The organism is Exiguobacterium sp. s121 (assembly GCF_018617245.1).
Classification (GTDB): Bacteria; Bacillota; Bacilli; order Exiguobacteriales; family Exiguobacteriaceae; genus Exiguobacterium; species Exiguobacterium profundum.
Genome location: NZ_JACSJV010000001.1, coordinates 1,701,603 through 1,728,307, shown reverse-complemented (window position 1 = coordinate 1,728,307; position 26,705 = coordinate 1,701,603). Strand labels below are relative to the sequence as shown.

At 46.0% G+C, this 26,705-nt stretch carries 25 protein-coding genes and 1 other annotated feature; of the genes, 19 read left to right on the top strand and 6 right to left on the bottom strand.

The annotated features are described in order from the left end of the window. Positions 1-69: 69 nt before the first annotated feature. The 4 genes from KOG47_RS08900 (at position 70) to KOG47_RS08885 (ending at position 5,715) form a co-directional block, all read left to right on the top strand. The gene (locus KOG47_RS08900; protein WP_196430459.1) at positions 70-1,029 is read left to right on the top strand and encodes a beta-ketoacyl-ACP synthase III; all 960 of its coding nucleotides are present in this window, start codon (positions 70-72) and stop codon (positions 1,027-1,029) included. Continuing rightward, on the top strand, positions 1,026-2,258 hold the full coding sequence (gene fabF / locus KOG47_RS08895) for a beta-ketoacyl-ACP synthase II (RefSeq protein ID WP_196430460.1): 1,233 nt from the start codon (positions 1,026-1,028) through the stop codon (positions 2,256-2,258). Before KOG47_RS08900 ends, fabF begins: the two co-directional genes overlap by 4 nt. A 66-nt stretch (positions 2,259-2,324) precedes the next feature. Continuing rightward, positions 2,325-3,857: a peptide ABC transporter substrate-binding protein gene (locus KOG47_RS08890; RefSeq protein ID WP_074037433.1), complete on the top strand. Its 1,533-nt coding sequence runs from the start codon at positions 2,325-2,327 to the stop codon at positions 3,855-3,857. Between the two features lie 202 nt (positions 3,858-4,059). Next, positions 4,060-5,715 (top strand): peptide ABC transporter substrate-binding protein, encoded by a 1,656-nt coding sequence (locus KOG47_RS08885; protein ID WP_196430462.1) that lies wholly within the window; start codon positions 4,060-4,062, stop codon positions 5,713-5,715. A gap of 103 nt (positions 5,716-5,818) precedes the next feature. Here KOG47_RS08885 and trpS read toward each other — a convergent pair whose 3' ends face one another. Then, on the bottom strand, positions 5,819-6,820 hold the full coding sequence (trpS, locus tag KOG47_RS08880) for a tryptophan--tRNA ligase (protein ID WP_074037431.1): 1,002 nt from the start codon (positions 6,818-6,820) through the stop codon (positions 5,819-5,821). Between the two features lie 50 nt (positions 6,821-6,870). Next, positions 6,871-7,079: a binding site (T-box leader), on the bottom strand. A gap of 42 nt (positions 7,080-7,121) precedes the next feature. Beyond that, complete coding sequence (locus KOG47_RS08875; protein ID WP_159562017.1) at positions 7,122-7,490, bottom strand: DUF3899 domain-containing protein; 369 nt, start codon at positions 7,488-7,490, stop codon at positions 7,122-7,124. Positions 7,491-7,759: 269 nt separating this feature from the next. Here KOG47_RS08875 and KOG47_RS08870 point away from each other — a divergent pair, with 269 nt between their 5' ends. From KOG47_RS08870 to KOG47_RS08850, 5 genes are all read left to right on the top strand, one after another. Next, positions 7,760-9,379, top strand: coding sequence for a peptide ABC transporter substrate-binding protein (locus tag KOG47_RS08870; RefSeq protein ID WP_074037428.1), 1,620 nt, complete (start codon positions 7,760-7,762; stop codon positions 9,377-9,379). A gap of 306 nt (positions 9,380-9,685) precedes the next feature. Further along, positions 9,686-10,612, top strand: coding sequence for an oligopeptide ABC transporter permease (gene opp3b, locus KOG47_RS08865; protein ID WP_074037427.1), 927 nt, complete (start codon positions 9,686-9,688; stop codon positions 10,610-10,612). Beyond that, positions 10,612-11,637 (top strand): oligopeptide ABC transporter permease, encoded by a 1,026-nt coding sequence (gene opp3C / locus KOG47_RS08860; RefSeq protein WP_074037425.1) that lies wholly within the window; start codon positions 10,612-10,614, stop codon positions 11,635-11,637. Before opp3b ends, opp3C begins: the two co-directional genes overlap by 1 nt. Before the next feature lie 23 nt (positions 11,638-11,660). Then, entirely contained in the window at positions 11,661-12,734 is a 1,074-nt protein-coding gene (locus KOG47_RS08855; RefSeq protein ID WP_015881213.1) for an ABC transporter ATP-binding protein, read from the top strand. Next, positions 12,734-13,684 carry an ABC transporter ATP-binding protein gene (locus tag KOG47_RS08850; RefSeq protein WP_074037423.1) on the top strand — a complete coding sequence of 317 codons (951 nt, stop codon included), beginning with the start codon at positions 12,734-12,736 and terminating at the stop codon, positions 13,682-13,684. Before KOG47_RS08855 ends, KOG47_RS08850 begins: the two co-directional genes overlap by 1 nt. Positions 13,685-13,760: 76 nt before the next feature. Here the strand turns inward: KOG47_RS08850 and KOG47_RS08845 are convergent, their stop codons facing one another. Beyond that, a complete protein-coding gene (locus KOG47_RS08845; RefSeq protein ID WP_214730890.1) occupies positions 13,761-14,294 on the bottom strand; it encodes an HD domain-containing protein in 534 nt (177 codons plus the stop codon). A gap of 222 nt (positions 14,295-14,516) precedes the next feature. Here KOG47_RS08845 and KOG47_RS08840 point away from each other — a divergent pair, with 222 nt between their 5' ends. The 4 genes from KOG47_RS08840 (at position 14,517) to KOG47_RS08825 (ending at position 17,354) form a co-directional block, all read left to right on the top strand. Then, a complete protein-coding gene (locus KOG47_RS08840) occupies positions 14,517-14,654 on the top strand; it encodes a hypothetical protein (RefSeq protein ID WP_015881216.1) in 138 nt (45 codons plus the stop codon). Positions 14,655-14,831: 177 nt separating this feature from the next. Beyond that, the gene (gene spxA, locus KOG47_RS08835; RefSeq protein ID WP_015881217.1) at positions 14,832-15,230 is read left to right on the top strand and encodes a transcriptional regulator SpxA; all 399 of its coding nucleotides are present in this window, start codon (positions 14,832-14,834) and stop codon (positions 15,228-15,230) included. A 171-nt stretch (positions 15,231-15,401) separates the two neighbouring features. Further along, positions 15,402-16,058, top strand: coding sequence for an adaptor protein MecA (mecA, locus tag KOG47_RS08830; protein ID WP_215244089.1), 657 nt, complete (start codon positions 15,402-15,404; stop codon positions 16,056-16,058). A gap of 63 nt (positions 16,059-16,121) precedes the next feature. Further along, on the top strand, positions 16,122-17,354 hold the full coding sequence (locus tag KOG47_RS08825; protein WP_215244088.1) for a DUF2254 domain-containing protein: 1,233 nt from the start codon (positions 16,122-16,124) through the stop codon (positions 17,352-17,354). Positions 17,355-17,392: 38 nt separating this feature from the next. Here the strand turns inward: KOG47_RS08825 and KOG47_RS08820 are convergent, their stop codons facing one another. Next, positions 17,393-18,118, bottom strand: a complete 726-nt coding sequence (locus tag KOG47_RS08820; RefSeq protein WP_074037417.1) for an SDR family NAD(P)-dependent oxidoreductase — start codon at positions 18,116-18,118, stop codon at positions 17,393-17,395. An 83-nt stretch (positions 18,119-18,201) separates the two neighbouring features. Between KOG47_RS08820 and cls the strand changes: the two genes are divergently transcribed. From cls to pepF, 3 genes are read left to right on the top strand one after another with little or no spacing between them, the layout of a single operon-like run. After that, complete coding sequence (gene cls / locus KOG47_RS08815) at positions 18,202-19,713, top strand: cardiolipin synthase (RefSeq protein ID WP_215244087.1); 1,512 nt, start codon at positions 18,202-18,204, stop codon at positions 19,711-19,713. 12 nt (positions 19,714-19,725) lie between these two features. Beyond that, positions 19,726-20,781 carry a competence protein CoiA gene (locus KOG47_RS08810; RefSeq protein ID WP_215244086.1) on the top strand — a complete coding sequence of 352 codons (1,056 nt, stop codon included), beginning with the start codon at positions 19,726-19,728 and terminating at the stop codon, positions 20,779-20,781. Between the two features lie 22 nt (positions 20,782-20,803). Continuing rightward, the gene (gene pepF, locus KOG47_RS08805) at positions 20,804-22,606 is read left to right on the top strand and encodes an oligoendopeptidase F (RefSeq protein WP_215244085.1); all 1,803 of its coding nucleotides are present in this window, start codon (positions 20,804-20,806) and stop codon (positions 22,604-22,606) included. A 204-nt stretch (positions 22,607-22,810) separates the two neighbouring features. Here pepF and KOG47_RS08800 read toward each other — a convergent pair whose 3' ends face one another. After that, complete coding sequence (locus KOG47_RS08800) at positions 22,811-23,584, bottom strand: DsbA family protein (protein WP_196430467.1); 774 nt, start codon at positions 23,582-23,584, stop codon at positions 22,811-22,813. A gap of 86 nt (positions 23,585-23,670) precedes the next feature. After that, the gene (locus KOG47_RS08795) at positions 23,671-24,252 is read right to left on the bottom strand and encodes a CYTH domain-containing protein (protein ID WP_215244084.1); all 582 of its coding nucleotides are present in this window, start codon (positions 24,250-24,252) and stop codon (positions 23,671-23,673) included. A 109-nt stretch (positions 24,253-24,361) separates the two neighbouring features. On the opposite strand from KOG47_RS08795, the gene yjbM reads away from it, so the two are divergent. From yjbM to KOG47_RS08780, 3 genes are read left to right on the top strand one after another with little or no spacing between them, the layout of a single operon-like run. Then, on the top strand, positions 24,362-25,006 hold the full coding sequence (yjbM, locus tag KOG47_RS08790) for a GTP diphosphokinase (RefSeq protein WP_214684573.1): 645 nt from the start codon (positions 24,362-24,364) through the stop codon (positions 25,004-25,006). A gap of 12 nt (positions 25,007-25,018) precedes the next feature. Next, the gene (locus KOG47_RS08785; RefSeq protein WP_196430470.1) at positions 25,019-25,816 is read left to right on the top strand and encodes an NAD kinase; all 798 of its coding nucleotides are present in this window, start codon (positions 25,019-25,021) and stop codon (positions 25,814-25,816) included. Positions 25,817-25,819: 3 nt separating this feature from the next. Beyond that, positions 25,820-26,683, top strand: coding sequence for an RluA family pseudouridine synthase (locus KOG47_RS08780; protein WP_074037409.1), 864 nt, complete (start codon positions 25,820-25,822; stop codon positions 26,681-26,683). The last annotated feature ends 22 nt before the right edge of the window (positions 26,684-26,705 follow it).

Genomic DNA, 26,705 nt, shown 5'->3' with positions numbered 1-26,705 from the left:
AGGATGCATTGACATCCTCTTTTTATTCCCTTATATTAGTACCAGATACTAAGAATAGGGGTCGACGATATGAATATTGGAATCATCGGCATCGGATCGTTCTTACCGGACAATCGGGTGACAAATATCGATTTAGAAAAACGAATGGATACGAGCGATGAGTGGATTCGTACTCGTACAGGCATCGAAGCACGTCATTTGGCTGAAGAAGATATGACAGTCGCAGATATGGCGACACGCGCTGCTGAACGGGCGTTACAGAGTGCGGGCGTCACGATCGACGACATTGAAGCCATCGTTTGTGCGACAGCAACGGCGCCAGCCTTCCCGGCAACTGCATGTGTGGTTCAGGCGAATCTTGGCGCGAAAGCCGCCGTGGCGTTCGACGTGAGCGCGGCATGTAGCGGTTTCATCTTCGCAATGGACACGGCGAAGAGTCTCATGGATTCAAAAGGATTTAAAAAGACGCTCGTCATCGGCGCAGAGAAGATGGGAAGTCTGATTGATTGGGGTGATCGATCGACGGCTGTCCTTTTCGGAGATGGGGCAGGGGCTGTCGTGCTCGGGGAAGATGATATCGCTTCAATTGACTCACTTGTGCTCGGAAGTGACGGGACAGGTGGCAAACATCTGTATGAAAATGAAGAAGGTAAAATCGTCATGAACGGTCGTGAAGTCTTCAAATTTGCCGTTCGGAAGATGCCCGAAATCGTGCTTGAGGCGCTGGACAAAGCCGATAAGACGTTGGAGGACCTTGATGTCCTCGTTCCACACCAGGCGAACCGTCGAATCATCGACGCTGCGATGGAACGTTTACACTTAGAAGAAGAGAAAGTTGTCATGACCATTCAAGACCATGCGAATACATCAGCAGCTTCCATCCCACTCGCATTGGCCGAGGCGGTCAAGTCTGGCAAAATCCAAGATGGACAAACGGTCGTCATCGCAGGATTTGGTGCTGGGCTCACGTGGGGGGCTAGCTGCCTGACATGGAATCACGCAACCATTACGGAGGGGAATCATTTATGAAACGAGTAGTAGTGACAGGATTAGGAGTCGTATCACCATTAGGAAACGATGTCTCAACAATGTGGGATCGCCTGTTAAAAGGGGAAAACGCGATTGATACGTTGACGAAGATTGACATCAGTCAATATCCGGCCAAGGTCGGGGCGGAAGTGAAGGAATGGAACATCGATCATTTAGTCGAACCGAAGGAAGCGCGTAAGATGGATTCCTTCATCCAATATTCTTTACTTGCGGCAGACGCTGCCCATAAAGACAGCGGACTCGATGTGAAAGCGATCGCGGACGATGTCGGGATTTGGATCGGGAGCGGAATTGGTGGCGTCGAGACGATTGACAAACAGTCGGCCATCTTGCATGACCGTGGACCACGTCGCGTCAGCCCGTTCTTCATTCCGATGATGATTCCGAACATGGCGAGCGGACAAGTATCTATCTATCTTGGAGCAAAAGGACCGAGCAACTGCTCCGTGACGGCTTGTGCGTCAGGGACGAACTCCATCGGCGAAGCGTTCCGTGTCATTCAACGTGGAGATGCCATCGCTATGTTCGCAGGTGGAGCGGAAGCGCCAATTACACCACTCTCGTTCGCAGGATTCTGTTCGAACAAAGCTCTATCTACGAATCCAGACCCGAACACGGCCTGCCGTCCGTTCGATGAGAATCGCGACGGGTTCGTCATGGGTGAAGGAGCTGGGGTGCTCGTGTTAGAAGAATATGAGCACGCATTGGCACGCGGGGCAAAAATGTACGCTGAAGTTGTCGGATATGGAATGAGTTCGGATGCATACCATATCACAGCACCGTCACCAGAAGCTGAGGGCGGATCAAAAGCGATGAGTGAGGCGATTCGTGATGCTGGAATCACGCCAGAAGATGTTCAATACATCAACGCGCATGGAACGAGTACACCGCTCAACGATATGCTCGAGACGAAAGCGATTCGTCGAGTGTTCGGGGAACACGCTGACAAGCTCGCCGTCAACTCATCAAAATCGATGATTGGTCACCTTCTTGGTGGTGCAGGTGGCGTCGAGGCCGTCATCACAGCATTATCGATTCACGAAGGCAAGATTCATCCAACGATTAACTGCGAATCACCAGCAGCAGATTGTGATTTGGATTATGTACGTGAAGGAAATCGGGAACTTGACATTCGTTATGCACTCAGTAACTCACTCGGCTTCGGGGGCCACAATGCGACACTCGCATTTGCAAAAGTGATGAACTGACGGTAGAAAAAACACACAAAAAAGGTTAGGGTATAAGGGTTGGTCTAACAGAAAGGAGTGCAACGAATGAAAAAGAAATCATTCATCGTGGCCGCCTTGTTAGGTTCAGTCCTTATCCTTTTTTTATTTATTTGGAACGAACAACGAGAGCAGTCACGCAAACCAGTACCAGTAGAAGAACAACAATTGACGATTTACGGGGAGTCACTTCCGACTCAGCCGGATGTCATGCTAGCAATCGATCCGTCATCTCAAACAATCCTGTCCCATCTCTATGAAGGCCTGTATCGATTCGGAGCAGACGGGTCCATCGAACCAGCGCTCGTTGAGAAGTTAGAGCGATCCGAAGACGGAACGGTCTATACATTCACATTAAAAGAGAGTGTGACGACAGAAGGGAATGCGATTGACGCGCAAACATTCGTCGATCACTTCCAAAAACTCGTGGACGTTGATACGAATTCACCGTTCAGCTTCTTACTAGCAGATGTTCAATCCGCAAAAGAAATCGGACTTGGCCAACAAGAACCGGATACGCTAGGGGTCAAGGCAATCGATGACCGGACGCTCGAGTTGACTCTTGTCCGTCCGATGGAAGGGTTCGAACAGATTTTGGCGATGCCCGCATTTTTACCTCAACCAAATGTGGAAGCGTGGGAAGAGCTAGAGACGAACGGTCCATTTAAAATCAAGGCAATCGGAGATACGACCATCTCGTTACATAAAAATGAAACGTACCGAGAAGCTGAACAGGTCACGCTTGAAACGATTACCATTAATAGTGAAGCGAACTTGACGGAAGCGACAGGGATGCAACCCGTCCCATACGATTTTGACGTTTCCACGATTGATGAGGAAATTTTGAACGTACAGGACGTTCCACGAAGTGGAGTCTTTTATTTAAAGCCGAATGTTAAAAAAGCCCCGTTTAATGATGTAGCGTTCCGACAAGCCATCGCATTGACGCTTGAGCGGTCGGAAATCGAGGATTCACTCGCGCGAGCGGAACAGACGACAGAACGATTACTCGTCATCGACCAAGAGGATGCGATCGCACAATTAGAAGGAAACGCCGACCAATTGTTTGACACCGTGAAGAAACGGCTGAAGAAAGATGAACTCGAAATCGAGCTGCTCAGCTTTGTCGATGACGAAGCGCGTCAAATCTCCGCAAAATTAAAGAAGAATTTGGAACAGTTGGATGGTTTGACCGTTAACATTATCGAGCTCCCCTTAGGAGAAAAAGTTAGGAAAGAAGTCTCAGGGGATTATGCGTTTTCTCTATCAGGCTGGCAACCGGACTATCCGATGTTATCCGCCTATTTGACTCAATTTGAAACAAACGATGTCCTCAATTCGAGTCGATATGCTAGCGAATCGTATGATCAATTGATGGATCAGGCTCGCTCAACGGATCGGTTGGAAGAACGAAATGAAATCTTCCGAGAAGCGGAGGCACAGCTGTTAGAAGAGGCTGTTGTTATGCCAATCTATCAAGCTGGACGCTCTTATGTGATCGAAAAAGGTTACGACCATATCGGATATCCGGTCACCGGTCCTTCATATGTCCTAACCTTTGCAAAAAAATACGAAAATTGAGCTAAAAGCCCGCCACTGTAGGCGGGCTTTTAGACTATAGATAAAATTTTTTAGAAAAATCAAAATAAACACTTTGCAAAATTATCAGAATATTGTATTATTGCATCAACGGGATTTTGGTAACAAATACTGTCAGAAGAAATGACTGAATTTTCTACCATCATTCACTTCGTTAAAACGAAAAAATCAGGGGGTCATCGCAATGAATAAGAAAAAAGGTTTTGCTTTAGCATCATCGGTTACACTTCTATCAAGTGCATTCCTAGCTGCATGTTCGACAGGGGAAGAAACGGATTCTTCACAAGGATCAACAGGCGAAGGTTCAGCAGATGAAGCGCAAGTCCTCAACTTGCTCGATTCTTCAGATATTCCTTCACTTAACCCGACACTCGCAACAGATGCTGTATCGTTCAACGTATTGAACAACGTTAACGAAGGTCTCTACCGCATGGACGAAGAAGACAACCCGACTGAGGGGATGGCTGAATCTCACGACGTTTCAGAAGACGGGAAAACGTACACGTTCAAAATCCGTGAAGGCGCGACTTGGTCAAACGGGGAGCCTGTCACAGCGAATGACTTCGAATACGCTTGGAAAGAAGTACTCAACCCAGATAACGCATCACAATATGCATACGTTATGTCAATCATCGAAGGCGCAGAAGCGTACAACACAGGTGAAGGCGAGCGCGATGCTGTAGGCGTTAAAGCAATCGACGATCAAACACTTGAAGTTAAATTGACAGCACCAGCTGACTACTTCCTCGGATTGACTAGCTTCGGCGTATTCATGCCAAAACTCGAGTCATTCGATAAAGAGCAAGGCGAGAACTTCGGTACATCTGCAGAGACGACTCTCTACAACGGACCGTTCAAACTCGACAGCTGGGAGCGCGAGCAAGGCTGGAAGATGGTCAAGAACGAAGACTATTGGGATGCTGACACAGTTAAACTTGAAGAAATCAACGTTAAAGTCGTTAAAGAAGTTTCAACAGGTGTTAACTTGTATGAAAACGGTGACGTTGACCGCACAGGCTTGACTTCTGAACTCGTAGCCCAGTATCAAGACAGCGAAGAGTTCTCAACTGTCGTTGAACCAACACTCTTCTACCTCCAGTTCAACACTGCTGTTGAAGAATTAAATAACCAAAACATCCGTAACGCGATTGACGCGGCATACGATAAAGCAGCAATCTCAGAGACGCTTCTTGCGAACGGTTCGATTCCTGCGAACTACCTCGTACCAAAAGACTTCGTAACAGGTCCTGACGGCAAAGACTTCCGTGAAGCGAACGGCGACATCGGCGGCTATGACGTGGATCGTGCGAAAGAACTTTGGGAAGCTGGACTTGAAGAGCTCGGAACAGACAAAGTTGAACTTGAGCTCCTCAACTATGACTCAGAGTCTGCGAAGCAAATCGGTGAGTTCATCAAAGGTGAGCTTGAGAAGAACCTTCCAGGAATTACGGTTACAATCAAACAACAACCGTTCAACAACAAACTTGACCTTGAGAACAAAGGTGAGTTCGAGTTCACATTCGCTGGATGGGGTCCTGACTACCAAGATCCAATGACATTCGTTGACCTCTTCGTCACTGACGGACCATACAACCGTGGTAAGTGGTCGAATGAAGAATTCGATAAGTTGATCGAATCTGCGAAATCAAGCACAGATGCTGAACAGCGTTGGGCTGACCTTCAAGCTGCAGAGAAAATCGTTCTTGAAGAGAACGCAATCTCGCCAGTTTACCAACGTGGATCGGCTCGCCTCACGAAGCCATATGTTAAGGATATCGTTGAGCACGCATTCGGTGCGGACTACTCTTACAAGTGGGCTTCAATCGAAGGAAAAGAATAATCAAATCATCTTTACGAAGAGAGACAGGGACGCCTGTCTCTCTTTTTATGTAGATATTTGATACAAAAAAGAACGCTCAGCTGAGCGTTCTTTTTAACATCATTTATTTTTTCACTTTGGCACGCTTGCGACTGAGACCCATCGCTTTCTCGATTTTTGCGAGATTCTTGTTCGCGACGGCTTCAGCCTTCACGCGACCGGCATCAAGGATTTCATCGAGTTCTGGTGAATCAATCAACTCGTGATAACGCGTTTGAATTGGTTCAAGCAGGGCAACGACCGCTTCTGCCACATCCTGTTTAAATGTTCCGTAGTTCGAATTCTCATATTGCTTGACGAGGTCATCAATTGAAGTGCCGGTAGAGAGTGAATAAATTTCCAACAAGTTTGAAATCCCTGGTTTGTTCTCCCGATCGAATGAGATGACACCACTCGAATCTGTGACGGCACTCTTGATTTTCTTGCGAATGACATTCGGCTCATCGAGCATCGAGATATATCCTTTGGCATTCGTATCCGATTTAGACATCTTCTTCACGGGATTCGTGAGAGACATGATCCGAGCGCCTTCTTTTTGAATGAGTGGTTCCGGCATCGTGAATGTCTCGTAATAACGTTTGTTAAAGCGTTCCGCCAAGTCACGAGTAAGTTCGATGTGTTGCTTTTGGTCGTCTCCGACTGGAACGAGTTCCGTATTGTATAACAAAATATCAGAAGCCATGAGCGTCGGGTAGACGAACAACCCTGCGCCTACATTCTCGCTGCCTTGCGACTTGTCTTTATACTGCGTCATACGACCGAGCTCGCCCATGCCGGCGATACAAGTTAACATCCAACCGAGTTGAGCGTGTGCTTTTACTTCAGACTGTACGAAAATCGTCGCTTTCTCCGGGTCGAGACCGGACGCGAGATAAAGTGCTGCTAATTTTCGCGTGTTGTTCATGAGCTCGACACGGTCGAGTTGAACAGTAATTGAATGTAAATCGACGATACAATAATAGGCATTGTTGTCGTCTTGTAGGTCGACGAATTGTTTCATCGCGCCAAGGTAGTTCCCGAGCGTCACGACGCCGGTCGGTTTGATTCCTGAAAAAATCGTTGCCATGTGAATACACCTCCGAAAAATATAAAAAACCGCAGTCGTCCTCCCGAATAAATCGGGACGAATAACCGCGGTGCCACCCAAATTTGCATATACTATGCCACTTGAACGCGTTAACGGGCGTGAACCGTCTCGCCATACTTTTTGTTCAGGCGAGCCACTCCGAAGTCCATTCATTCAATAACTTTTCATCTACTCACAGCACCGTAGACTCTCTGAGGAAAAGGGGAATTGAATTACTTGTCTTCATCCAAGTGTTCTTATTCTGCATTTAGTTTAGCACAGGATTCAAGTGACGAAAAGATTAAATCAAAGCGACGAGAAATGAGAGAGCGATACTTCCAACTCCGACATACACCCAGTTCCAAGCCGATTGTTTACGGAGTTGTCGATCTTCCGGTTCTTCTTCCTCATCTTCTTCATAGTCCGCGTCAATTTCTTTCAACTTTGCACGTCGATTACGCTTAAATCCGTACATGATTCCGTCAAATAGACCTGTTGCACTCATATGGGAGAACATCCCGATGGCAAATATCAGAATACCTGAAACGAACAAGCCGCCACTCAAATGAAACGTGAAGGACTCAGTTCGGAAATAGGAAAAAATTGACCACACCGTATAGAAAAGTGTGACAATCCCCCAAACAATCAATATATTTCGAAACTTTTTCAACGATGTAATCTCCTTTCGAGCGTTAGAGGGAATGCATCAACATTCCGTGTTTCTTCTATGATACTAGGAAGGTGGGGCAGAAAGCGAGTAAGAATGTTAAATCAAATGACAGCGTTTTATTCAATAGTTGACAGTTATATTAAAAATTTCTTACAATAGCCCTAACGTTCTTTCGTCGAATACTTTATGAAATATTCAGAAAATTAAAGAAAAAGTAAGATGTTTATTCGACGATCGGCTAGTTTTTTAAAACGAAAGGGGAAATCGCAATGAAGAAAAAATCGATTTTGCTCATGATGACAATCATCTTGGCACTCGGTTCAGTTCTCGCAGCTTGTTCGACAGGCGGAGACTCTGATGGCGGCGGTTCTTCTTCAAACGGAGAGAAAGTTCTTCGTTTGACGGATACGTCAGATATCACAACAGCCGATCCGGCTCTTGCTACAGACGCGGTCGCATTCAACTTGATCGCCAACACAATGGAAGGTCTTTACCGTCTTGATAAAGATGGAAATGCCGTCCCGGCACTTGCTGAAGGCGAACCAGAAGTAAACGAAGACGAAACGGTTTACACGTTCAAACTTCGTGATGCTGAATGGTCAAACGGGGAACCGGTCACAGCAAACGACTTTGTTTACGCTTGGCAACGAGCTGTTGATCCTGCAACAGGCTCACAGTACGCATACATCATGAACACAGTTAAAAACGCTGAAGCAATCAACACTGGTGACACACCAAAAGAAGAGCTTGGCGTAAAAGCAATCGATGAGAAGACACTCGAAGTTACACTCGAGCGTCCAGACCCATCATTCCTTTCACTTACTTCGTTCGGTACATTCACTCCGATCAACGAAGCATTCGCTACAGAAAAAGGTGAAGACTTCACGACTGGTCCTGAAAACCTTCTTTATAACGGACCGTTCACATGGACTAAATGGGATCGTGAACAAGGCTATGTCTTAACGAAAAACGAATCATATTGGGATGCAGAAAATGTTGCTCTCGACTCAGTTGATGTGAAAGTTGTTAAAGAAACATCTACAGTCGTGAACTTGTATGAAGCGGGCGATGTCGACTATGCTGGTCTCGCATCAGAACAAGTCGCAGCATTCCAAGAGGATGAAGATTACAACACAGGTCTTCGTTCTGCAGTTGGTTACTTCAAGTTTAACCATGAAGATGAACTTTTCTCTGATGTAAATGCACGTAAAGCAATCGCACGTGCAGTCGACCCATCAGGGATTATCGATCAGCTCTTGAACAACGGTTCAGTAGCAACGACGTCATTCATCCCGAAAGACTTCATCAAGTATGAAGACGGAACGGATTATACAGAGGGCGTGGAATACTTCAAAACAAACACTGAAGAAGCTGCTTCACTTTGGGAAGAAGTAACCGGTGGAGAAGCAACAACAATCGAACTCCTCTCGTTCGACAGTGAAGTATCGAAACAAATCTCTGAGTACATGAAAGGTCAAATCGAGTCGAACTTGCCGAACGTAACGGTTGAGATCGCACAACAACCTTTCAACAACAAACTTGAGCGTGAAGCAAAAGGGGACTACCAAATGTCATTCGCACTTTGGGGACCTGACTACCAAGATCCGCTTACGAACCTTGGTATCTTCACTTCAGACAATGGACAAAACGACATCAACTACTCGTCATCTGAGTATGACAAGTTGATTGATGAAGCATCTGCTGAAACAAGCATCGATGCACGTTACGACTTGTTCAAAGAAGCTGAAGCCCTCTTGATTGAACAAGATCAAGCAATCATGCCTATCTACCAAGCTGGTGTGGCATACTTGATCCGTCCAAACGTCGAGAACTTCAACCGTCAATTATTTGGTGCTGATTACCAGTACAAATACGTTGATATTAAGTAATGGAAGGAGGGGGCATGCTAACCGCATGTCCCCAATTTTCTAAAAAATTCTAGCGAAGTATGAGAAAATACTGTTCAAATGTTTTGTTGGTAAAGTATAATGTAGTAACAGTGAAAATTCAGAATAATCTCTGAAAAGAATTTTCTTTATTTTCAGTCGCTGTACTAAGAGCCTTGAGATGACGTATAAGCTATTCTTTCAGAAAATTCCTTTCATTTTGTGAATTTGAAAAATAGGTCATATGTCATAGTGAAGCTGTTGGTGCAAGTAGTAGAAAGAATTAGACAAAACAGGGGGTTTTTATTCATGGGACGTTATATCCTACAACGGCTGACTTACGGCCTCATCACGTTCTTCTTGATTGCCACGTTCACGTTCTTCCTGATGGACCTGCTCCCAGGTTCGCCTTATCAGAACCAGGAAAAACTGACAGAATCACAAATTCAATTGTTGAATGACCGCTACGGACTCAATGATCCGCTTCCGGTCCGCTATGCGACGTACATTGGAAACATGCTACAAGGTGACCTTGGCGTATCGTTCCGTACGGCTAACCGTCCAGTAACTGAGTTGATTATGGAACGAATTGGTCCATCGGCACAATTAGGGGTTCAGGCATTAGTACTTGGAACTCTATTAGGTGTATTGTTGGGTGTTGTTGCGGCGATTCGTCACAATACGGCAATTGACTATGGTTCAATGTTCGTATCGGTAATCGGGATTTCCGTCCCATCATTCGTCTTTGCAGCCCTCCTTCAGTACTATGTTGGAGTTAAATTACAGTTGCTTCCGGTAGCATTCTGGGAATCTCCAGCTCATACGATCTTACCAACCATCTCGTTATCGCTCGGGGTTACGGCAGCAATTGCCCGTTTCGTCCGAACCGAGATGTTAGAAGTAACCGGACAAGACTATGTCACGCTCGCGAAAGCGAAAGGGTTGACGGGTAACGCCATCGTATGGAAACACATGGTACGTAACGCGATGATCCCAGCGATCACGATTCTTGGACCGATGACAGCTGGACTTTTAACGGGTACATTCGTTATCGAGAAAATTTTCGCAGTACCTGGTCTTGGAGAATTGTTCGTTACGTCAATCACGTTGAATGATTACTCTGTCATCATGGGCACGACACTCTTCTTCTCGGCCCTCTTCATTATTATCATTTTACTTGTCGACTTGCTCTATGGGGTTGTGGACCCACGTATTCGTCTTGGGGGGAATAACTGATGATTGAAAACAAAAAGAATTACGAACAGTTCGACCAAGACATGTTCACACCAGTTGAAATGAATGAACAGCTTGGTGAGCGGATTGCCGGAAAAAGTTTGAACTTTTGGCAAGATGCATGGATGCGCCTAAAGAAAAACAAGGCGGCTATCATCTCGCTCTCGATTATTTTAATTCTCGTCGCACTCGCTTTGTTTGGACCGATGCTCTCAAGCCGAGATGCATACGAACAGAACATCTCGCAAGCAAAACTACCGCCTAAAGTCACTGGACTTGAATGGGCTGGATTTGATGGGTTGGCAACACTTGGAGGTCGTGAAATCGACTTCTACGAACAGAAGAATGTAGAAGAAAACTTCTGGTTTGGTACCGATTATCTCGGTCGTGATCTTTGGTCGCGGATTTGGGAAGGGACACGAATCTCCCTCTTTATCGGTTTAGTCGCAGCCATCATCGATACAATCATTGGAGTTGCATACGGTGGTATTTCAGCTTACTTCGGTGGACGTACGGATAACATCATGCAACGTATTGTTGAAATCTTGACAGGTGTACCTAACTTGATTTTGATCATCTTGTTCATCTTGATCTTTGACCCAGGTGTCTTCACCATCATCCTTGCCATGGCCATCACCGGTTGGATTGGGATGAGTCGACTCGTTCGAGGTCAGATTCTCAAACTCAAAAACCAAGAGTTCGTCTTGGCAGCTCGTACACTCGGTGCTTCAAGTGGACGCTTGATTTTCAAACATTTAATTCCGAACACATTGGGTGCCATTATCATCACACTCATGTTCACGATTCCATCTGCCATCTTCTTCGAGGCATTCCTCAGCTTTATCGGAATCGGGCTTCAACCACCACAGGCATCACTTGGTACGTTGATCAACGATGGATACAAAGAACTACGGACTTTCCCGTTCCTTCTTATTATCCCGTCTATCATCATCGTCTTGCTCATGGTCAGCTTCAACTTGCTTGCCGATGGCTTGCGTGATGCTTTCGATCCGAAAATGCGTAAATAAAAAAGAAAGAGGGGGACTCGTGCATGGAAACGATTTTATCAGTCCGAGACTTAGAGGTCTCGTTCCACACATATGCAGGAACAGTTCAGGCTGTTCGTGGTGTTTCGTTTGATTTGAAAAAAGGCGAGACGCTCGCCATCGTAGGAGAATCGGGTTCGGGTAAATCCGTTACTTCGAAGGCAATTATGCGTCTCATTCCGAACCCTCCAGGTGAAATCACGAACGGAGAAATCATGTTCGAAGGAAAAGACTTGGCGAAACTTTCGGAAAAAGAAATGCTTAAAATTCGGGGTCGCGACATCGCAATGATTTTCCAAGACCCGATGACATCGCTCAACCCGACGATGACAATTTACAAGCAAATCGCAGAAGGGTTGAAACAGCACCAAGGGTTAACGGGCGAGGATGCGAAGAAACGTACGCTCGAACTGTTGACACTTGTAGGGATTCCAAACCCTGAAGCACGCTTGAAACAGTATCCACACCAACTTTCTGGTGGGATGCGACAACGGATCGTTATTGCGATCGCACTCGCATGTAACCCGAAAGTGTTGATTGCCGATGAACCGACAACAGCACTCGACGTAACGATTCAAGCGCAGATTCTTGAATTGTTAAAAGACATTCAGCAAAAGACCGGCACAGCGATTATCTTCATCACGCACGACCTTGGCGTTGTTGCGAACATGGCTGACCGTGTTGCTGTTATGTATGCGGGACGTCTCGTTGAAAAAGGAACGGTTGATGAGATTTTCTATGAGCCACGTCACCCATACACATGGGGACTTCTCGGTTCGATGCCGCGTCCGACAGATGACCGCAATGAAGCGTTACCGGCAATCCCGGGTACGCCTCCAAACTTACTCGACCCTCCAAAAGGGGATGCATTCGCACCGCGTAATCCATACGCGATGAAGATTGATTTTGAGAAAGAGCCGCCGATGTTCCAAGTAAGCGATACACACTTCGCTTCGAGTTGGTTGTTACATCCGCAAGCGCCAGCAGTGAACCCGCCACGCGCGATTCGTGAACTTGCTCTCAAATATCGTCCAGACAGTGCGTTCGCAAAATCGTTTACGAAAGGTGGTGCTGAATAATGGAACGCGAGAAATTACTCGAGGTAAAAAACCTGAAGCAGCACTTTAAAATTGGTCGTGGCCGCGTTGTCAAAGCGGTCGACGGAATTTCATTTGATATTTACAAAGGTGAAGTGCTTGGGCTCGTAGGTGAGTCTGGGTGTGGGAAGTCAACGACAGGACGTACGATTATCGGTCTCTATGACGCGACGGATGGCGATGTCGTGTTCAAAGGCGAAAACGTCCACGAAAAAAAATCGAAGGCAGACAAGTTGAAATTCAACCGTGCGATGCAAATGATTTTCCAAGATCCATACGCTTCGCTCAATCCGCGTATGACAGTCGCCGATATCATCGCAGAAGGAATCGATATTCACGGTCTTGCGAAGACGAAAGAAGACCGCATGAATCGCGTATATGACCTTCTTGAAACAGTTGGTTTGACGAAAGAGCACGCGAGCCGTTATCCACATGAATTCTCAGGTGGTCAGCGTCAGCGTATCGGGATTGCCCGTGCTCTTGCGGTTGAACCGGACTTCATCATCGCCGATGAGCCGATTTCTGCACTTGACGTTTCGATTCAAGCGCAGGTCGTCAACTTGATGAAAGAATTGCAACGCGATCGCGATTTGACGTATTTGTTCATCGCTCACGATTTATCGATGGTTAAATACATCTCTGACCGTATCGGTGTTATGTATCAAGGTCACCTCGTAGAGCTTGCAACAGCAGATCGCCTTTATGAGAACCCAATTCATGCCTATACGAAATCGCTCCTTTCAGCGATTCCGCTTCCAGACCCAGAGCATGAGCGTACACGTAAACGGATCGTATATGAATCGACATCGAAAGGTCCAGTCGGACGTTCAGATGAAGATTCAAGTATCCCGCCACTTCGCGAAGTTGAGCCGGGGCACTATGTCTCGCTCACAGACGAAGAGTACGAAGCGTATAAAGCGCAACTCGTATAACGAAATCAATCCTGACTCATTTATTGAGTCAGGATTTTTTTGCACAAAAAAATCACCTATTAAAGTAGGTGACTGATTATCCGTTCGAGATGCGTGGTAAATTAGAAAGACGTTCCACGATGGCGTCGATTTGACGGACGCGAGCTAACGCATCTTCAATTTCCATTGTCTCGTAATGATGAAGACCGCCTGGCTGCTCCACATACGTGTCCGCGTCATGGACGAGCTGTTGAAGTGGAGTTCGTTGAATACGACTCGGTGGTAGGTAGGAATCCGTGTGCAAGAGAATCATGACAGAAATCTCTTTTGCTCGGGCTGGATCTTCCCCTAAACGAATCAATAATTTGTGGGCACGTTCGGCCCCCTTAATCGCATGGATATCGTTCTGACGATACAAATCATAATTCCATTTACCTTCTGTATACCATTCATAGTGTCCGATATCATGAAGAAGCGCAGCTTTCGTCGCCAAATCTGTATCAAGACCACGTTTCGTTGCCATTTCGAGAGCGCGTTCACAGACGTCGACCGCATGTTTTAAACCAGATCGAGTTAAATATTTTTGGGTAACCGGATGTTTCATAATCGTTTCTAAAGTGATTCTCATCATCGCTCTCCTCCTTTAAAATAAAAAGGTTATTTCTATAAACTATACAGGTTTCTTCAATTCATTGCAAATGATATCTGTGTAAATTTGAGATGAACGTGTAAGAATGATTCACATTTCACAAACGAGTGTGCTATAATTTAAATGTAGATATAGTGCAACTTCAAGATTTTCAGAATCGGTAATGCTCGGTCGGTTCCTTACGCTGTATGGGGGTGAGAGGCCATGAAAGAACGTGACAAAGTTCTGCGAGAGAAAAAGAGACTTTTGAAAGAAGTATTGAAGAAAAAGCTGAAAGACTTACAAGTCAAGCCAGGGAAAGAGACGGTGTCTCAACCGGTTTCTCGAATCCCTGCGTCTTAAGTTAGGTCGTTCAAGGTCGCATTCAACGAATGCGCCCTCTTTTCATATCTGATTGATAAAGAATATCATTGAAGTTTTGATAAATAAGAATTACTATAATTAAGTGGATGCGAATTTGGGTATACAAATAGAGTCACTTAAAAAGATGGACGCATACTCGATCAGGGAGGAAGAAAAATGGTCACACTTTATACGTCTCCAAGCTGTACATCTTGCCGAAAGGCACGGGCTTGGCTCGAAGAACATGATATCCCGTTTACAGAACGAAACATATTTTCAGAACCGCTCTCATTGAATGAGATTAAACAAATTTTACGTATGACAGAAGACGGGACGGATGAAATCATTTCGACTCGCTCGAAAGTCTTTTCTAAAATCGATGTGTCTGTTGATGCGTTATCTCTTCAACAGCTTTACGATTTGATTCAAGAATATCCAGGTCTTTTACGTCGTCCGATTCTGATTGATGAGAAACGTTTACAGGTCGGATATAACGAAGATGAGATTCGTCGATTCTTGCCACGTAAAGTTCGGACGTTCCAATTACAGGAAGCCCAGCGACTTGTGAATGAATGAGAGCATACTGTTTAAGCAGTGTGCTTTTTATTATCGATTATTTCCTATAAAATAAAGTTATAACCCTTCATCTAGATTGAACGATGTTAAAAAGGGTACAAAGATAAAAAGACAATTTCCCCTCTCCTCCTTATGTGAATTGGGAGCGAGGTGAGAAGGGAGTGGACAATCGTGAAAATTGAGCGCATCAATGATAATACCGTCAAATTTTTCATCACATACGTGGATATCGAGAAACGTGGTTTTGCTCGTGATGAAATTTGGTACAATCGAGAACGAGGCGAGCAGCTGTTCTGGCAAATGATGGACGAGGCTCACGAACGTGAAGACATCTCGTTTGATGGTCCACTATGGATTCAAGTACAAGCTTTTGAAAAAGGTCTAGAAGTGACTGTGACAATCGCGAAAAATGTAATGAACACGGAAGACGATTCTGAACTCGGTTCGCTTCTTCGATCAGCAATCGATGAGGCACGGGATCAACAATCGGTACTCGACCAATTGAGTGAGTTGGATGAACTTGAAGCCGAGGCAGATGCTTGGGCACCACTCGCGATGGAAACAAATGATTTCGAGGCAATCATTTCGCTGAGTAAACGTACAGGAGACATGTTCAGCGATCTTGATTTGAAACTATACCACTTTCAAGACCGTTACTACTTGTGGATTGATTTCCCGGATGAAATGGAACCGGAAGACGAAGAGAATGCACTCAGTCTTTTAGCAGAGTATTTAACATTCAGTACACAGACGCAACCGATGCTAGAAGAGTATGGGAAACTCATTCTCGATGGCGACGTCTTTGCGAAAGTGCGTCACTATTTTTAATGGTACATCGCCTGTTCAGTTGGACAGGCGATTTTTTCAAATCGACGGTAAAGAGGTGTTGGTATGGTGAGACGAATTCGATTACTACTTGATGACAGTGCATGGTTTGTCCCATTTTTATACGGAATGGGTGGCATCGTATTAACGGCATTAACCCAAGTGTTTGGGGATTTTTTTCGTGATTTATTACCAGACTTTATTTATTTAGATCTGGACTCAGCGGCATCCGTGTTGTCTTCGACATTTACGAGCCTGATGACGATGATGACGTTCAGTTTTTCCACGATTCTGGTCGTATTGACAACATATTCTTCTCAGTTCTCTCCCCGGACGATCAATAACTTTTTGACGAACTCGTCGGCCAAGCATACGCTCGGTCTTTTCATCATGACGACGGTTTATGGGATTTCGAACTTATTCCTCGTCCGTACGGCAGATGAAGGCGTCGTGTTGTCGTCCGGGATCAGTGTGCTCTTAGTTATTGGTTCGATTTGGGCATTCGTCAAGTTCATCCAGACGATCAGTGTTTCGATTCAGGCGGAACGTCTATTGTCCGCGTTACATAAAGAAGCGCTCTCTGTCATCAGCGAGCAAAAAGATGCGATTGAGTCGGATGAGGTTCATCTCGTCCTGCCTCGATCCGTCCATTCATTCCATGGTCAAGCGGTACGAGCTCCGCGAACAGGGTACATCCGATTGTTTTTAAGAGAGAAGCAAGGAGATCAAGAAACGGACTTTGAGTCCGTCGTAGCCGTCGGGGATTTCGTTGCTAAAGGTGATTTACTCGGATTCTGGAAGGGTGAGGATGTGCCGGACATCGAGTTGTTTGAGATTGGCGAAGTTCGTTCTTCGATGCAAGACCCGTCATTTGCGGTTGAAAAATTGAGTGAGATTGCGCTAAGAGGAATCTCTCCAGGAATCAATGATCCGAACACGGCAATTCATGCGATTCATTACATCGGGGATATTTTAAGAGAACTTTGTGAATTACCAGATGGTGATTTTTTGTATTCGAACGGGAAGTCTGACTGGCATGTGAAACGAAAAACGCTTGAGACGATTCTATTTGAATCGCTATCGCCGATGCAGACTTATGCGAGCCGAGATATCTTTGTGATGGGGTCCGTGTTCGAGGCGATTCGAATGGCGCGCCTCCAAGCACATGAAACACTCGATTCGACATTTGAGGACATGATTCAATATTTTGCGGATGTGATTGATTGGGATCGTCTTCATGCGAAAGAACAGAACTATTTGCGCAATAAGATGAATCGGGCTAAAAAGATGACGACATGAGTAGAGACCACCTGTTCTAAAGAAGAGGTGGTCTCTGTTCAAGACAATGTATATCCGCCATCGACTGTGATGGCTTGGCCGTTAATGTAAGTTGAAGCATCAGTCAATAAAAATTCTACGACCGGCGCCACTTCCTCAGGATGTGCGGCATGTCCCCGGAAATGGTGGGTCATCGCCTCTTTGAACTTTGCTTCACCCCCATATAGCTTGTGACTGAGCGGTGTGTCAATCGGTCCAAAACAAACGGCATTGAATCTTACTTTTCCTTTCATTCGGTGTGCGAACGTTTTAGTTAAGGCTATTACGGCCGCCTTTGAAGCGGCATAGTGCGCGAGCATCGGTGGAAACTTGACGTGCCCAACGATGGCGGCATTGTTGACGACACTCGCTCCTTGGTCAAATAGGGGAATGGCACGTTGTGTGACGGTGTTCAGCGCATACAAGTTGACATCGAATACCTCGTTATACGACTCATGTGTCAAACGTTCAGGTGTGCCCGGTCTACCAAAAGTAGCGGCGTTATTAAATAATCCGTTCAAGGTCACACCTTGCTCTTTCAACTGAGAGAAAAGATGGTCGATGTCCTCTGTCGAAGCAAGGTCACATCGAATGAATGTGGCTTGTCCATTTGAATCAGACTCGAGAGAGGTGCCTCTTGTTTCATCCCGACCGATCCCGATGACTCGGTGCCCCTTAGCAGTCAACTGTAAAGCGACGGCGCGACCAATCCCGCTTGTCGCACCTGTGATCAGAAAAGTCCCCATAATTCATTCGCTCCCCTCAAAAAGATGACGTTACGATGTATAATTAATGATAATACATGACAGAAACGAGGTCAGCTTATAATATGTTGCGACGCATACAAGTACTCTTTTCCCTCATTTTGCTCGCAGGACTCATTGCGATATTATCGTATTACTGGAGCTCACAAGTAATTGGATTGTTCTCGATTCTCGTCTTTTTGACAACGTTCAGTATATTACTCGTCATCTTACTTGAAAATCGAAATCCACAACGTACGCTCATTTGGGCAATCGTCATGATTGGTTTTCCAGTCATCGGATTATTTGCATACTTTGTATTCGGCCAGAACTATCGACGTAAACGTATGTTCAAAGAAAAAGCGATGCTTGATGAAGAGACATACTTGGCCTATCGTCAGAAAGCGATGACGTTGTCGCCGTCTCTTATGTTCGCCCACGACGATTATGAGAAGCTGATGCATCTTACTTCTTCGTTGAACCAATTACCTGTTTCATCGAATACGTATACCCAAATCTTGACGAACGGCCTTGAAAAATTCTCGAAGTTATTGCCGGCTCTGAAAGGAGCGTCCCGACACATCCATCTAGAGTATTATATTTTTCGGGAAGATCGTATTTCTCGGGAAATACAGCGAATCTTGATTGAAAAGGCGAAGGCGGGGGTCGAAGTCCGGTTTTTGTACGATGCGGTCGGGTCCATTCATACGAGTGGCACGTTCTTTGAAGAGATGAAGCAAGCCGGTGTCCAAGTCCAGGCATTCTTTCCAGTTGTATTGCCACTCGTTTCGAGTAAGACGAACTATCGAAACCACCGAAAAATCGTGGTCATCGATGGTACCGAGGCATTCACAGGTGGCTTGAATGTAGGGGATGAGTACTTGGGTGAGCACTCTAAGTTCGGATTTTGGCGCGACACTCATCTGTATGTCAGAGGAGAAGGGGTATCTGAACTGCAACTGATTTTCTTGCAAGATTGGTATTACATGACCGGGGAACGCCTATTCACACCGTTCTATCTAGAGCCGCTTGAGACGGTAAGAAGTGCGAGCGGAGGGGTTCAAATCGTTGCGAGTGGACCGGATGAACCTTATGAGACGATGAAATCCATTTACTTTTCACTCATCAATGCTGCAAAAAAATCTGTCTACATTTCGTCACCTTACTTGATTCCGGATGAAGACATTATGAGTGCCTTAAAGACGGCATCATTATCAGGAATTGATGTCCGCATCGTCTTACCGAGTTATCCCGACCATAAAATCGTTTTCTACGCGAGTCGGTCCTATTATGAAGAACTGTTACTCGCCGGTGTAAAGATCTATCTATATGAGAAGGGATTCATGCATTCAAAAGTCATCGTGGTGGATGATGGATTAGCCACGATTGGGACGGCGAACATGGATTTTCGGAGCTTTCATTTGAACTTCGAGGTCAATGCGCTCCTCTATAACACGAACTCAGTCCATCAACTGAAACAAGACTTATATGATGATTTCGAAGGGTCACACGAACTCGTATTAGAAGAGTTCGCGAAACGGTCATTCTTTATCAAACTCGTTGAATCATTAGCCAGAATGTTTTCACCACTGCTATGAGGAGGGAGCAAGATGCGGTTTGCAATCGATCGGGAAGGGGATATCGTTGATTCCTTTACATTAAATCGGATGCAAGCAGAGCAACTTGCTCCTTTTCGATGCCCGACTTGTCAAGAAATGTTGATTGTGAAGCAAGGTGTGAAGAAACGGCTGCATTTTGCGCATATCCACACCTGTGGGAGAGCTGAATCGGTCATGCATCATCAGGATAAATGGGCAATATGCCAGTGGCTTCAAGAGAATGGCTATCCTGTCGAGCAAGAAGTGACGATTAAGAATCGTCGGGCTGACATCCTCACGAACATGGACGGGCAGCACACCGTGTTCGAAATTCAGGCGTCTCCTTTACGACCTGGAGAATACGCCGAACGAACGAATGATTATCGACGAGCGGGGTTTGATGTGGTTTGGATTGCGAGCGGTCTCGATTTGAGAAGCAATCAATCGTTTCAACCATGGATGCGTCTAGAACTTTTTCAGCGACATCGGTTATTGACTGTGAAAAATGGGAGATTGTTACGCTTCAATGGATTTCCGATTTCGATCAAGTATGGAATCGGAAACTGGGAAATCTCATCTTCAGTGAACACGTCACCGTACGAAGCCTATTATCGGTTCGATGCTTTTGAATGGATAGAGATGATTCGTCGTAAACGCATGTTGCCGATTTATCCGTCTCCGCTAAATCGACGTCTCATATTGAATCGGCTCTATCCACTTGGTCTGTTACCCGGATTATTACCGACCGCCTGTTACCTTCCGCTTTCATCGCTTTGGGGAATCCGTGTACATCCGATTGATTTTCAGACCGTGCATTATTTGAATCGATACGAGTCACCGCGCGATTCCGTGGAATGGAGTATTCAAAAAACATGTCGACAATTTGGAGTGACACCGACAAGCGACTTTTCCCAGTCATTTCATGTACAATGGAAACAACTCTTGAATGCGAGTCGTCTATCCTGTGATGTCAGGTCATGGCCGCATCCAAAGCATTACGAGGAGGCCAGACATCACGATACACGTTTGTTTCAAGGACTTCAGCGATTGATTTTACAATCGACTTAATCATCGAAAAGGAAGTGGACGTATGTCAGAGGTATTGACTAGACAGCAAGTTCCAGTGGAAGAAACATGGAACTTAGAAACCATCTACAGCAATGACGAGGCTTGGGAATCGGATTTTCAAGCGTTAAAAGAGAAAGTGCCGGCATTGATTGGATTTAAAGGACGCCTTGGGGAGTCGGCGGAAACGTTGCACGAAGCGTTGCAACTTCGGGACGATCTCTCACGTCAGTTACATAAGCTATATACGTATGCTCATATGCGCTATGACGAAGACACGGCGAATAGCCATTATCAAGCATTGAATGATCGTGCCGGCTCACTTGCGTCTCAAGTTTCAGCACAACTCGCGTTTATGACACCTGAGTTGCTCTCGATTGATGAGAATCAGATTGAAGCCTTCATGGAGCAGAATGAGTCACTTCGCGTTTATCGTCATGCATTCGATGAGTTGGCACTAGAGCGTCCACACGTGTTGACGGAGGCGGAAGAATCGATTTTGGCACAAGCCGGAGATGTGCTTGGTCAATCGAGCTCGACGTTCGGTATGCTCAACAACGCAGATTTAAAATTCCCGAAAGTGAAAAATGAAAAAGGGGAAGAAGTTGAGTTGACGCACGGTCGATATATCACGTTCCTTGAATCGGCTGACCGAAGCGTTCGCGAAGGGGCATTTAAAGCGATGTACGGGACGTACGCGCAATATTTGAATACGTTCGCTTCAACATTATCTGGAAGTGTGAAGAAAGATAACTTCTATGCGACTGTCCGTAAGTTTGAAAGTGCAAGACAGTCCGCGCTCCATCATAATGCGATTCCGGAGTCTGTATACGACGGGCTTGTAGAAGCGGTAAACGAACGACTCGACTTGTTACATCGTTATGTCGCGTTGCGTAAGCGAGCGCTCGGCTTAGATGAGTTGCATATGTATGACCTCTACACACCACTCATCAAAGATGTCGAAATGAAAGTATCGTATGAAGAAGCGAAACAATGGATGGTAGATGGTTTGGCACCACTCGGAGAAGAGTACGTCCAAATCGTCAAAGACGGTCTCGATTCGCGTTGGGTCGACGTTCGAGAGACACGCGGTAAGCGTAGCGGTGCTTACTCCTCGGGAGCATACGATACGCAACCGTTCATCCTGATGAACTGGCAAGATAACGTCAACAACTTGTTCACGCTCGCACACGAGTTCGGACACTCGGTGCATAGTCATTACACGCGCGCATCGCAACCATATCCGTATGGCGATTACTCGATCTTCGTTGCAGAAGTGGCATCGACGACGAACGAAGCTTTGTTGAATGACCATTTGTTGAAAACGAGAACAGCGAAAGAAGAACGTCTCTACTTGTTGAACAATCAGCTTGAAACGTTCCGTGGAACATTGTTCCGTCAAACGATGTTCGCTGAATTCGAACACATGATTCATCAAGCTGCTCAAGAAGGCGTATCGCTCACTCCGGAGTACTTAAATGAAACATACCTCGAGTTGAACAAACGTTACTTCGGAGACGAGATTGTCATCGATGAAGAGATTTCATATGAGTGGGCGCGCATCCCGCACTTCTATTACAACTACTACGTCTATCAATATGCGACAGGGATTTCGGCATCTGCTGCACTGTCACAACAGATCATGGAAGAAGGGGAGCCAGCCGTGCGTCGTTATATCGATAACTTCTTGAAGGCGGGTTCTAGTGACTATCCGATCGAGGTGTTGAAGGCGGCTGGCGTCGATATGACGACGAAGGAGCCGGTATTAAAAGCGCTCGATCAGTTCGAAGTGGTTCTTGATGAAATGGAATCATTATTGTTCTCGTGAACAATATGTGACAATATGCACAAAGAGGTTGTCAGATGATTCTGCACTAGGTATATTATAAGTGTGAAATCAATCACAAACCCCTTTATTGACCGTAAACTTTCTCCCATCTTGTAGGCCTTCCCCGGGCCTCAAGGTTCGATGTCTCTTGTCCCCGCTTGAGACGTCAAAAACCCCATGGCTCCCCGGCCATGGGGTTCTTTTTTATTTCGTTTGAGCCCACGCTTCACCGCTACATCCTGGCACAGGACGGCAACGCTGTTGTAGGGAGAGCTTCTTCAATTCGCGTTCAATCACTGTCTTCTCTAAGTCTAGAATGTACGATAGCTCTGTGATGGTCGAAGCATCATAGCGTGCCAACACTTTGGCTACATCCCAATCGGTCGTACGGCTCGGTGCATAACCTAACAATTCAGTCATGACCGATTGATAGACATCGTACGGATAAACCCCTTCAATCTTCAATGCTTCATCGCGCGTCACGAATGTGAGTGCGGGCAATGACTCAATCTCCCAATCTTTCAACACTTGATGGTCGACAGCTAATGCATTCAAGAGCTGGTTCGATTGAAGATCGGCTTCGAGTTCACTTAAATCAAGGCCATACTCTTCGAAAGAACGTGCGATTTCCCATAAATCGATTGAACCGAGTTGTTCACCAGAGAATAGATCATTCACATGCAAATGACGCAAGAAGCGCATCGCATGACGTTTCCCTTGTAATTCCAGCGCTTTGATCATGGTGAGAAGGCGAACTTCTTCCTGACATCCGCCAACACAGCTAGGAACGGTAGAGACCATTCGAAAACGAATCACGTGTCCGTATTCAATCTCTAACTTTTTGATCAGTGTCATCACATGAAAGTTCTCAGGACTTGAGATGTCCATGAAATAGAATAACTCCAATGGCTTATACGTTACTTGAATAGGAGTTTCTTCCAGTGAACAGGATGACCCATTACATTGTTCAAGTTCCATTTGTGTCGCCTCCTCTCGTCAAAAAACTCATTTAACTTTGTAAACTCATTGTAGCAACGAAAAAAAAAGGTTGGCAATGTATCTGCTCAACCTTCCAACCGACTTATTTTTAATTCCATGAATCGGACGATTTTATTTTTAGCGGGACGATAGGGGAGAGCATGTTTTTCAAGAAGTCCTTCGAACGCACGTTTTCCCTCTTCTTCATTCGTCACTTCAAATTCTATTTCATAGTCGGTCGTCTCCAAATAATGGCTTTCGTCCAAAACGAGGAGACCGTCTTCTGTCTGGAGCTCTGCCCGGTTCGTCTCGAGTCGACCGAGATGCTCAAGCGGTTCATTTAGCTGAAACGGAGCCAATGCCTGCTTCATTTGCTCGTCATGAATGATTCCATACTTAAACAAATCCTCAGCCTCATCTTCTGTAATTGTGGCGTGTGTCTCAAGTAAGCCGACCTCGTTGGGTTGCTTTAACGTCAGCACTTGACCATGTTTCTTCTCGCGAATGCGAAGTGCTGCCCCGTTCGCTTTTAGCTGAAAGGAAGGGGTGTCGAAATAATCATTCGCCTGCCAACGAACTTGGTCATCAAGCTGATAGGCACGTAGGAGTGTCTCATACTCGTCTTTCGTCAACATTGATTTAAATTCAATTTCCACTTCTTGGGTCATGAATCATCGCTCCATTCTATGAACAATTGTTCGTTTATGATACCATACAAACGGATACATACGGAAAGGACGCGTTTTTTCCGGAAAAGAACGAAAGTGGTGACAGCGTATGCAATCAATGAACTGGGATCAGTTTTTAGTACCGTATCAAATCGCGGTAGACGAGTTGAAAGTCAAATTGAAAGCCGTTCGAAAGCAATTCAAGTCCCAAAATGACCATTCTCCGATTGAATTTGTCACAGGTCGAGTGAAGCCGGTCGGGAGCATTCTCGAGAAAGCGAAACGAAAAAATATCGCTGACCATGAATTGGCGACGGATATGCAGGATATAGCGGGATTACGAATCATGTGTCAATTTGTCGATGATATCGTTCACGTCTTGGATTTGCTACATCGTCGAACAGATTTTAAAATAGTGGAAGAACGCAATTACATTACCCATCAGAAAGACTCGGGCTATCGATCGTATCATGTCATCATCGAGTACCCGGTTCAGACGATTCAAGGTGAAATCCCTACGCTCGTTGAAGTGCAAATCCGCACGCTTGCGATGAATTTCTGGGCCACGATTGAGCACTCATTGAATTATAAATATGATGGTGACATGCCTCTTGAAGTTCAGGAACGATTGAGACGTGCAGCCGAGGCGGCCTTTTTACTCGATGCCGAGATGAGCCAACTCCGCGTTGAAATTCAGGACGCCCAGCAGGTGTTTCGGGATAAAGAGATGAACGTGAAAACGGACGAAGACTAGGGGGAAACCGATATGCAGTTTGCGATTGTATCGAGGGGAGATACGCGATCAGCGGAGATCGCCGAGGAACTGACTCAAAAACTTCAAGCTGCCGGGCATACATTATCTGAACAGCCCCGAATCGTAGTATCGGTCGGAGGGGACGGGACGATGTTACAGGCGTTTCATAAATACATCGACCGACTCGATGAAACGCTACTTGTCGGGATTCATACCGGGCATCTCGGCTTTTATGCCGATTGGCAACCGGATGAGTTGGATGAATTGACCGAGATGATCACGAGCGAATCGTTCGAGCCGGTCTCCTATCCGCTCGTTGAGGTGCTCATTGACTATGAGGACGGGGAGACTGATCGTCGACTGGCGATGAATGATTGCACGATTAAGAACTACAAGCGAACGCTCGTCTGTGATTTATCGATTCGAGACGACTACTTTGAAACGTTCCGTGGAGATGGATTATGTATTTCGACACCATCGGGTTCGACCGCCTACAATAAGGCACTCGGTGGAGCAATCGTTCACCCATCGATTGAAGCCATTCAAGTGACTGAGATGGCTTCAATCAACAACCTAGTGTATCGAACGATCGGTGCACCGCTTCTCTTACCAAAACACCATCAAGTGAAAATCAAACCGCACACGAAAACCGAATTTGAATTGGCGTTTGACCATCAAGAAGCGTTGTCCTGGTCGGATGTCGTCTCGATTCGATGTGCGGTCGCAAAAGAAAAAGTGACGTTCGCTCGCTTCCGGCCCTTCCCATTCTGGCGCCGAGTTCGCGAATCGTTCATCGAGGAAGGAAAGTAACGAATGCAAGGGTTTACGATTCGTCGCGTTGTGGAGAAAGCCGTCCCACTTCGCGACTTTTTAATGCAAGATATGGGGATTTCTCGAAAGATGCTCACACTCGTGAAGCATGAAGGGGATATTGAAGTGAATGGCATGCACCGCACCGTAAGACATGAACTCGAACCAGGGGATGAAGTGATGGTGCGATTCCCGCTTGAAGCCCCTTCACTCGACATGGTCGCCTCAGATCGTCCTATTCGAATTCTGTATGAAGATGATACGCTGTTGGCGGTCGATAAACCGGCAGGGATTGCCACGATTCCATCACGACTACATCCGACCGATACACTTGCGAACGCTGTACTCGGCTATTATCAACGCATCGGTCTGTCATCTGCGATTCACGTGATCAATCGGCTCGATCGCGACACGAGCGGTGTCGTCTTGTTTGCAAAGTATGGATTTATTCATCATCGATTTAGTGAACTTCAGAAAGCGAATGGATTGGTACGTACGTATAAGGCATTGGTCGAAGAAGAAGTGACACCACAAACGATTGATGCACCGATTGGGCGTGCCGAGAACTCGATTATGGAGCGAGTCGTGACAACTGAGGGACAACGCGCCATCACGCATATCCTCGCGTGTCAGCCATTTGAGAGCGGCTCGTTATTGACGATTCGACTCGAGACGGGACGGACCCATCAAATTCGCGTGCATTTGCGCCATATTGGTCATCCGCTCATTGGGGACTCCATGTATGGGGGAACGACTCGTATGCCCCGTCACGCCCTTCACAGCGCGTCTGCGCGATTCATTCATCCGATGACAGGGGATGAGATTCAGATTGAGGCGCCAATTCCGGAAGATTTTCGAACTATATAAAGAAATCCCTCAAGGTAAAACC

Coding starts and splice junctions, on each gene's coding strand:
- KOG47_RS08900 (WP_196430459.1), top strand. CDS start 70: ATGAATATTGGAATCATCGGCATCGGATCGTTCTTACCGGACAATCGG.
- fabF (WP_196430460.1), top strand. CDS start 1,026: ATGAAACGAGTAGTAGTGACAGGATTAGGAGTCGTATCACCATTAGGA.
- KOG47_RS08890 (WP_074037433.1), top strand. CDS start 2,325: ATGAAAAAGAAATCATTCATCGTGGCCGCCTTGTTAGGTTCAGTCCTT.
- KOG47_RS08885 (WP_196430462.1), top strand. CDS start 4,060: ATGAATAAGAAAAAAGGTTTTGCTTTAGCATCATCGGTTACACTTCTA.
- trpS (WP_074037431.1), bottom strand. CDS start 6,820: ATGGCAACGATTTTTTCAGGAATCAAACCGACCGGCGTCGTGACGCTC.
- KOG47_RS08870 (WP_074037428.1), top strand. CDS start 7,760: ATGAAGAAAAAATCGATTTTGCTCATGATGACAATCATCTTGGCACTC.
- opp3b (WP_074037427.1), top strand. CDS start 9,686: ATGGGACGTTATATCCTACAACGGCTGACTTACGGCCTCATCACGTTC.
- opp3C (WP_074037425.1), top strand. CDS start 10,612: ATGATTGAAAACAAAAAGAATTACGAACAGTTCGACCAAGACATGTTC.
- KOG47_RS08855 (WP_015881213.1), top strand. CDS start 11,661: ATGGAAACGATTTTATCAGTCCGAGACTTAGAGGTCTCGTTCCACACA.
- KOG47_RS08850 (WP_074037423.1), top strand. CDS start 12,734: ATGGAACGCGAGAAATTACTCGAGGTAAAAAACCTGAAGCAGCACTTT.
- KOG47_RS08845 (WP_214730890.1), bottom strand. CDS start 14,294: ATGATGAGAATCACTTTAGAAACGATTATGAAACATCCGGTTACCCAA.
- KOG47_RS08840 (WP_015881216.1), top strand. CDS start 14,517: ATGAAAGAACGTGACAAAGTTCTGCGAGAGAAAAAGAGACTTTTGAAA.
- spxA (WP_015881217.1), top strand. CDS start 14,832: ATGGTCACACTTTATACGTCTCCAAGCTGTACATCTTGCCGAAAGGCA.
- KOG47_RS08825 (WP_215244088.1), top strand. CDS start 16,122: ATGGTGAGACGAATTCGATTACTACTTGATGACAGTGCATGGTTTGTC.
- KOG47_RS08820 (WP_074037417.1), bottom strand. CDS start 18,118: ATGGGGACTTTTCTGATCACAGGTGCGACAAGCGGGATTGGTCGCGCC.
- cls (WP_215244087.1), top strand. CDS start 18,202: ATGTTGCGACGCATACAAGTACTCTTTTCCCTCATTTTGCTCGCAGGA.
- KOG47_RS08810 (WP_215244086.1), top strand. CDS start 19,726: ATGCGGTTTGCAATCGATCGGGAAGGGGATATCGTTGATTCCTTTACA.
- pepF (WP_215244085.1), top strand. CDS start 20,804: ATGTCAGAGGTATTGACTAGACAGCAAGTTCCAGTGGAAGAAACATGG.
- KOG47_RS08800 (WP_196430467.1), bottom strand. CDS start 23,584: ATGGAACTTGAACAATGTAATGGGTCATCCTGTTCACTGGAAGAAACT.
- KOG47_RS08795 (WP_215244084.1), bottom strand. CDS start 24,252: ATGACCCAAGAAGTGGAAATTGAATTTAAATCAATGTTGACGAAAGAC.
- yjbM (WP_214684573.1), top strand. CDS start 24,362: ATGCAATCAATGAACTGGGATCAGTTTTTAGTACCGTATCAAATCGCG.
- KOG47_RS08785 (WP_196430470.1), top strand. CDS start 25,019: ATGCAGTTTGCGATTGTATCGAGGGGAGATACGCGATCAGCGGAGATC.
- KOG47_RS08780 (WP_074037409.1), top strand. CDS start 25,820: ATGCAAGGGTTTACGATTCGTCGCGTTGTGGAGAAAGCCGTCCCACTT.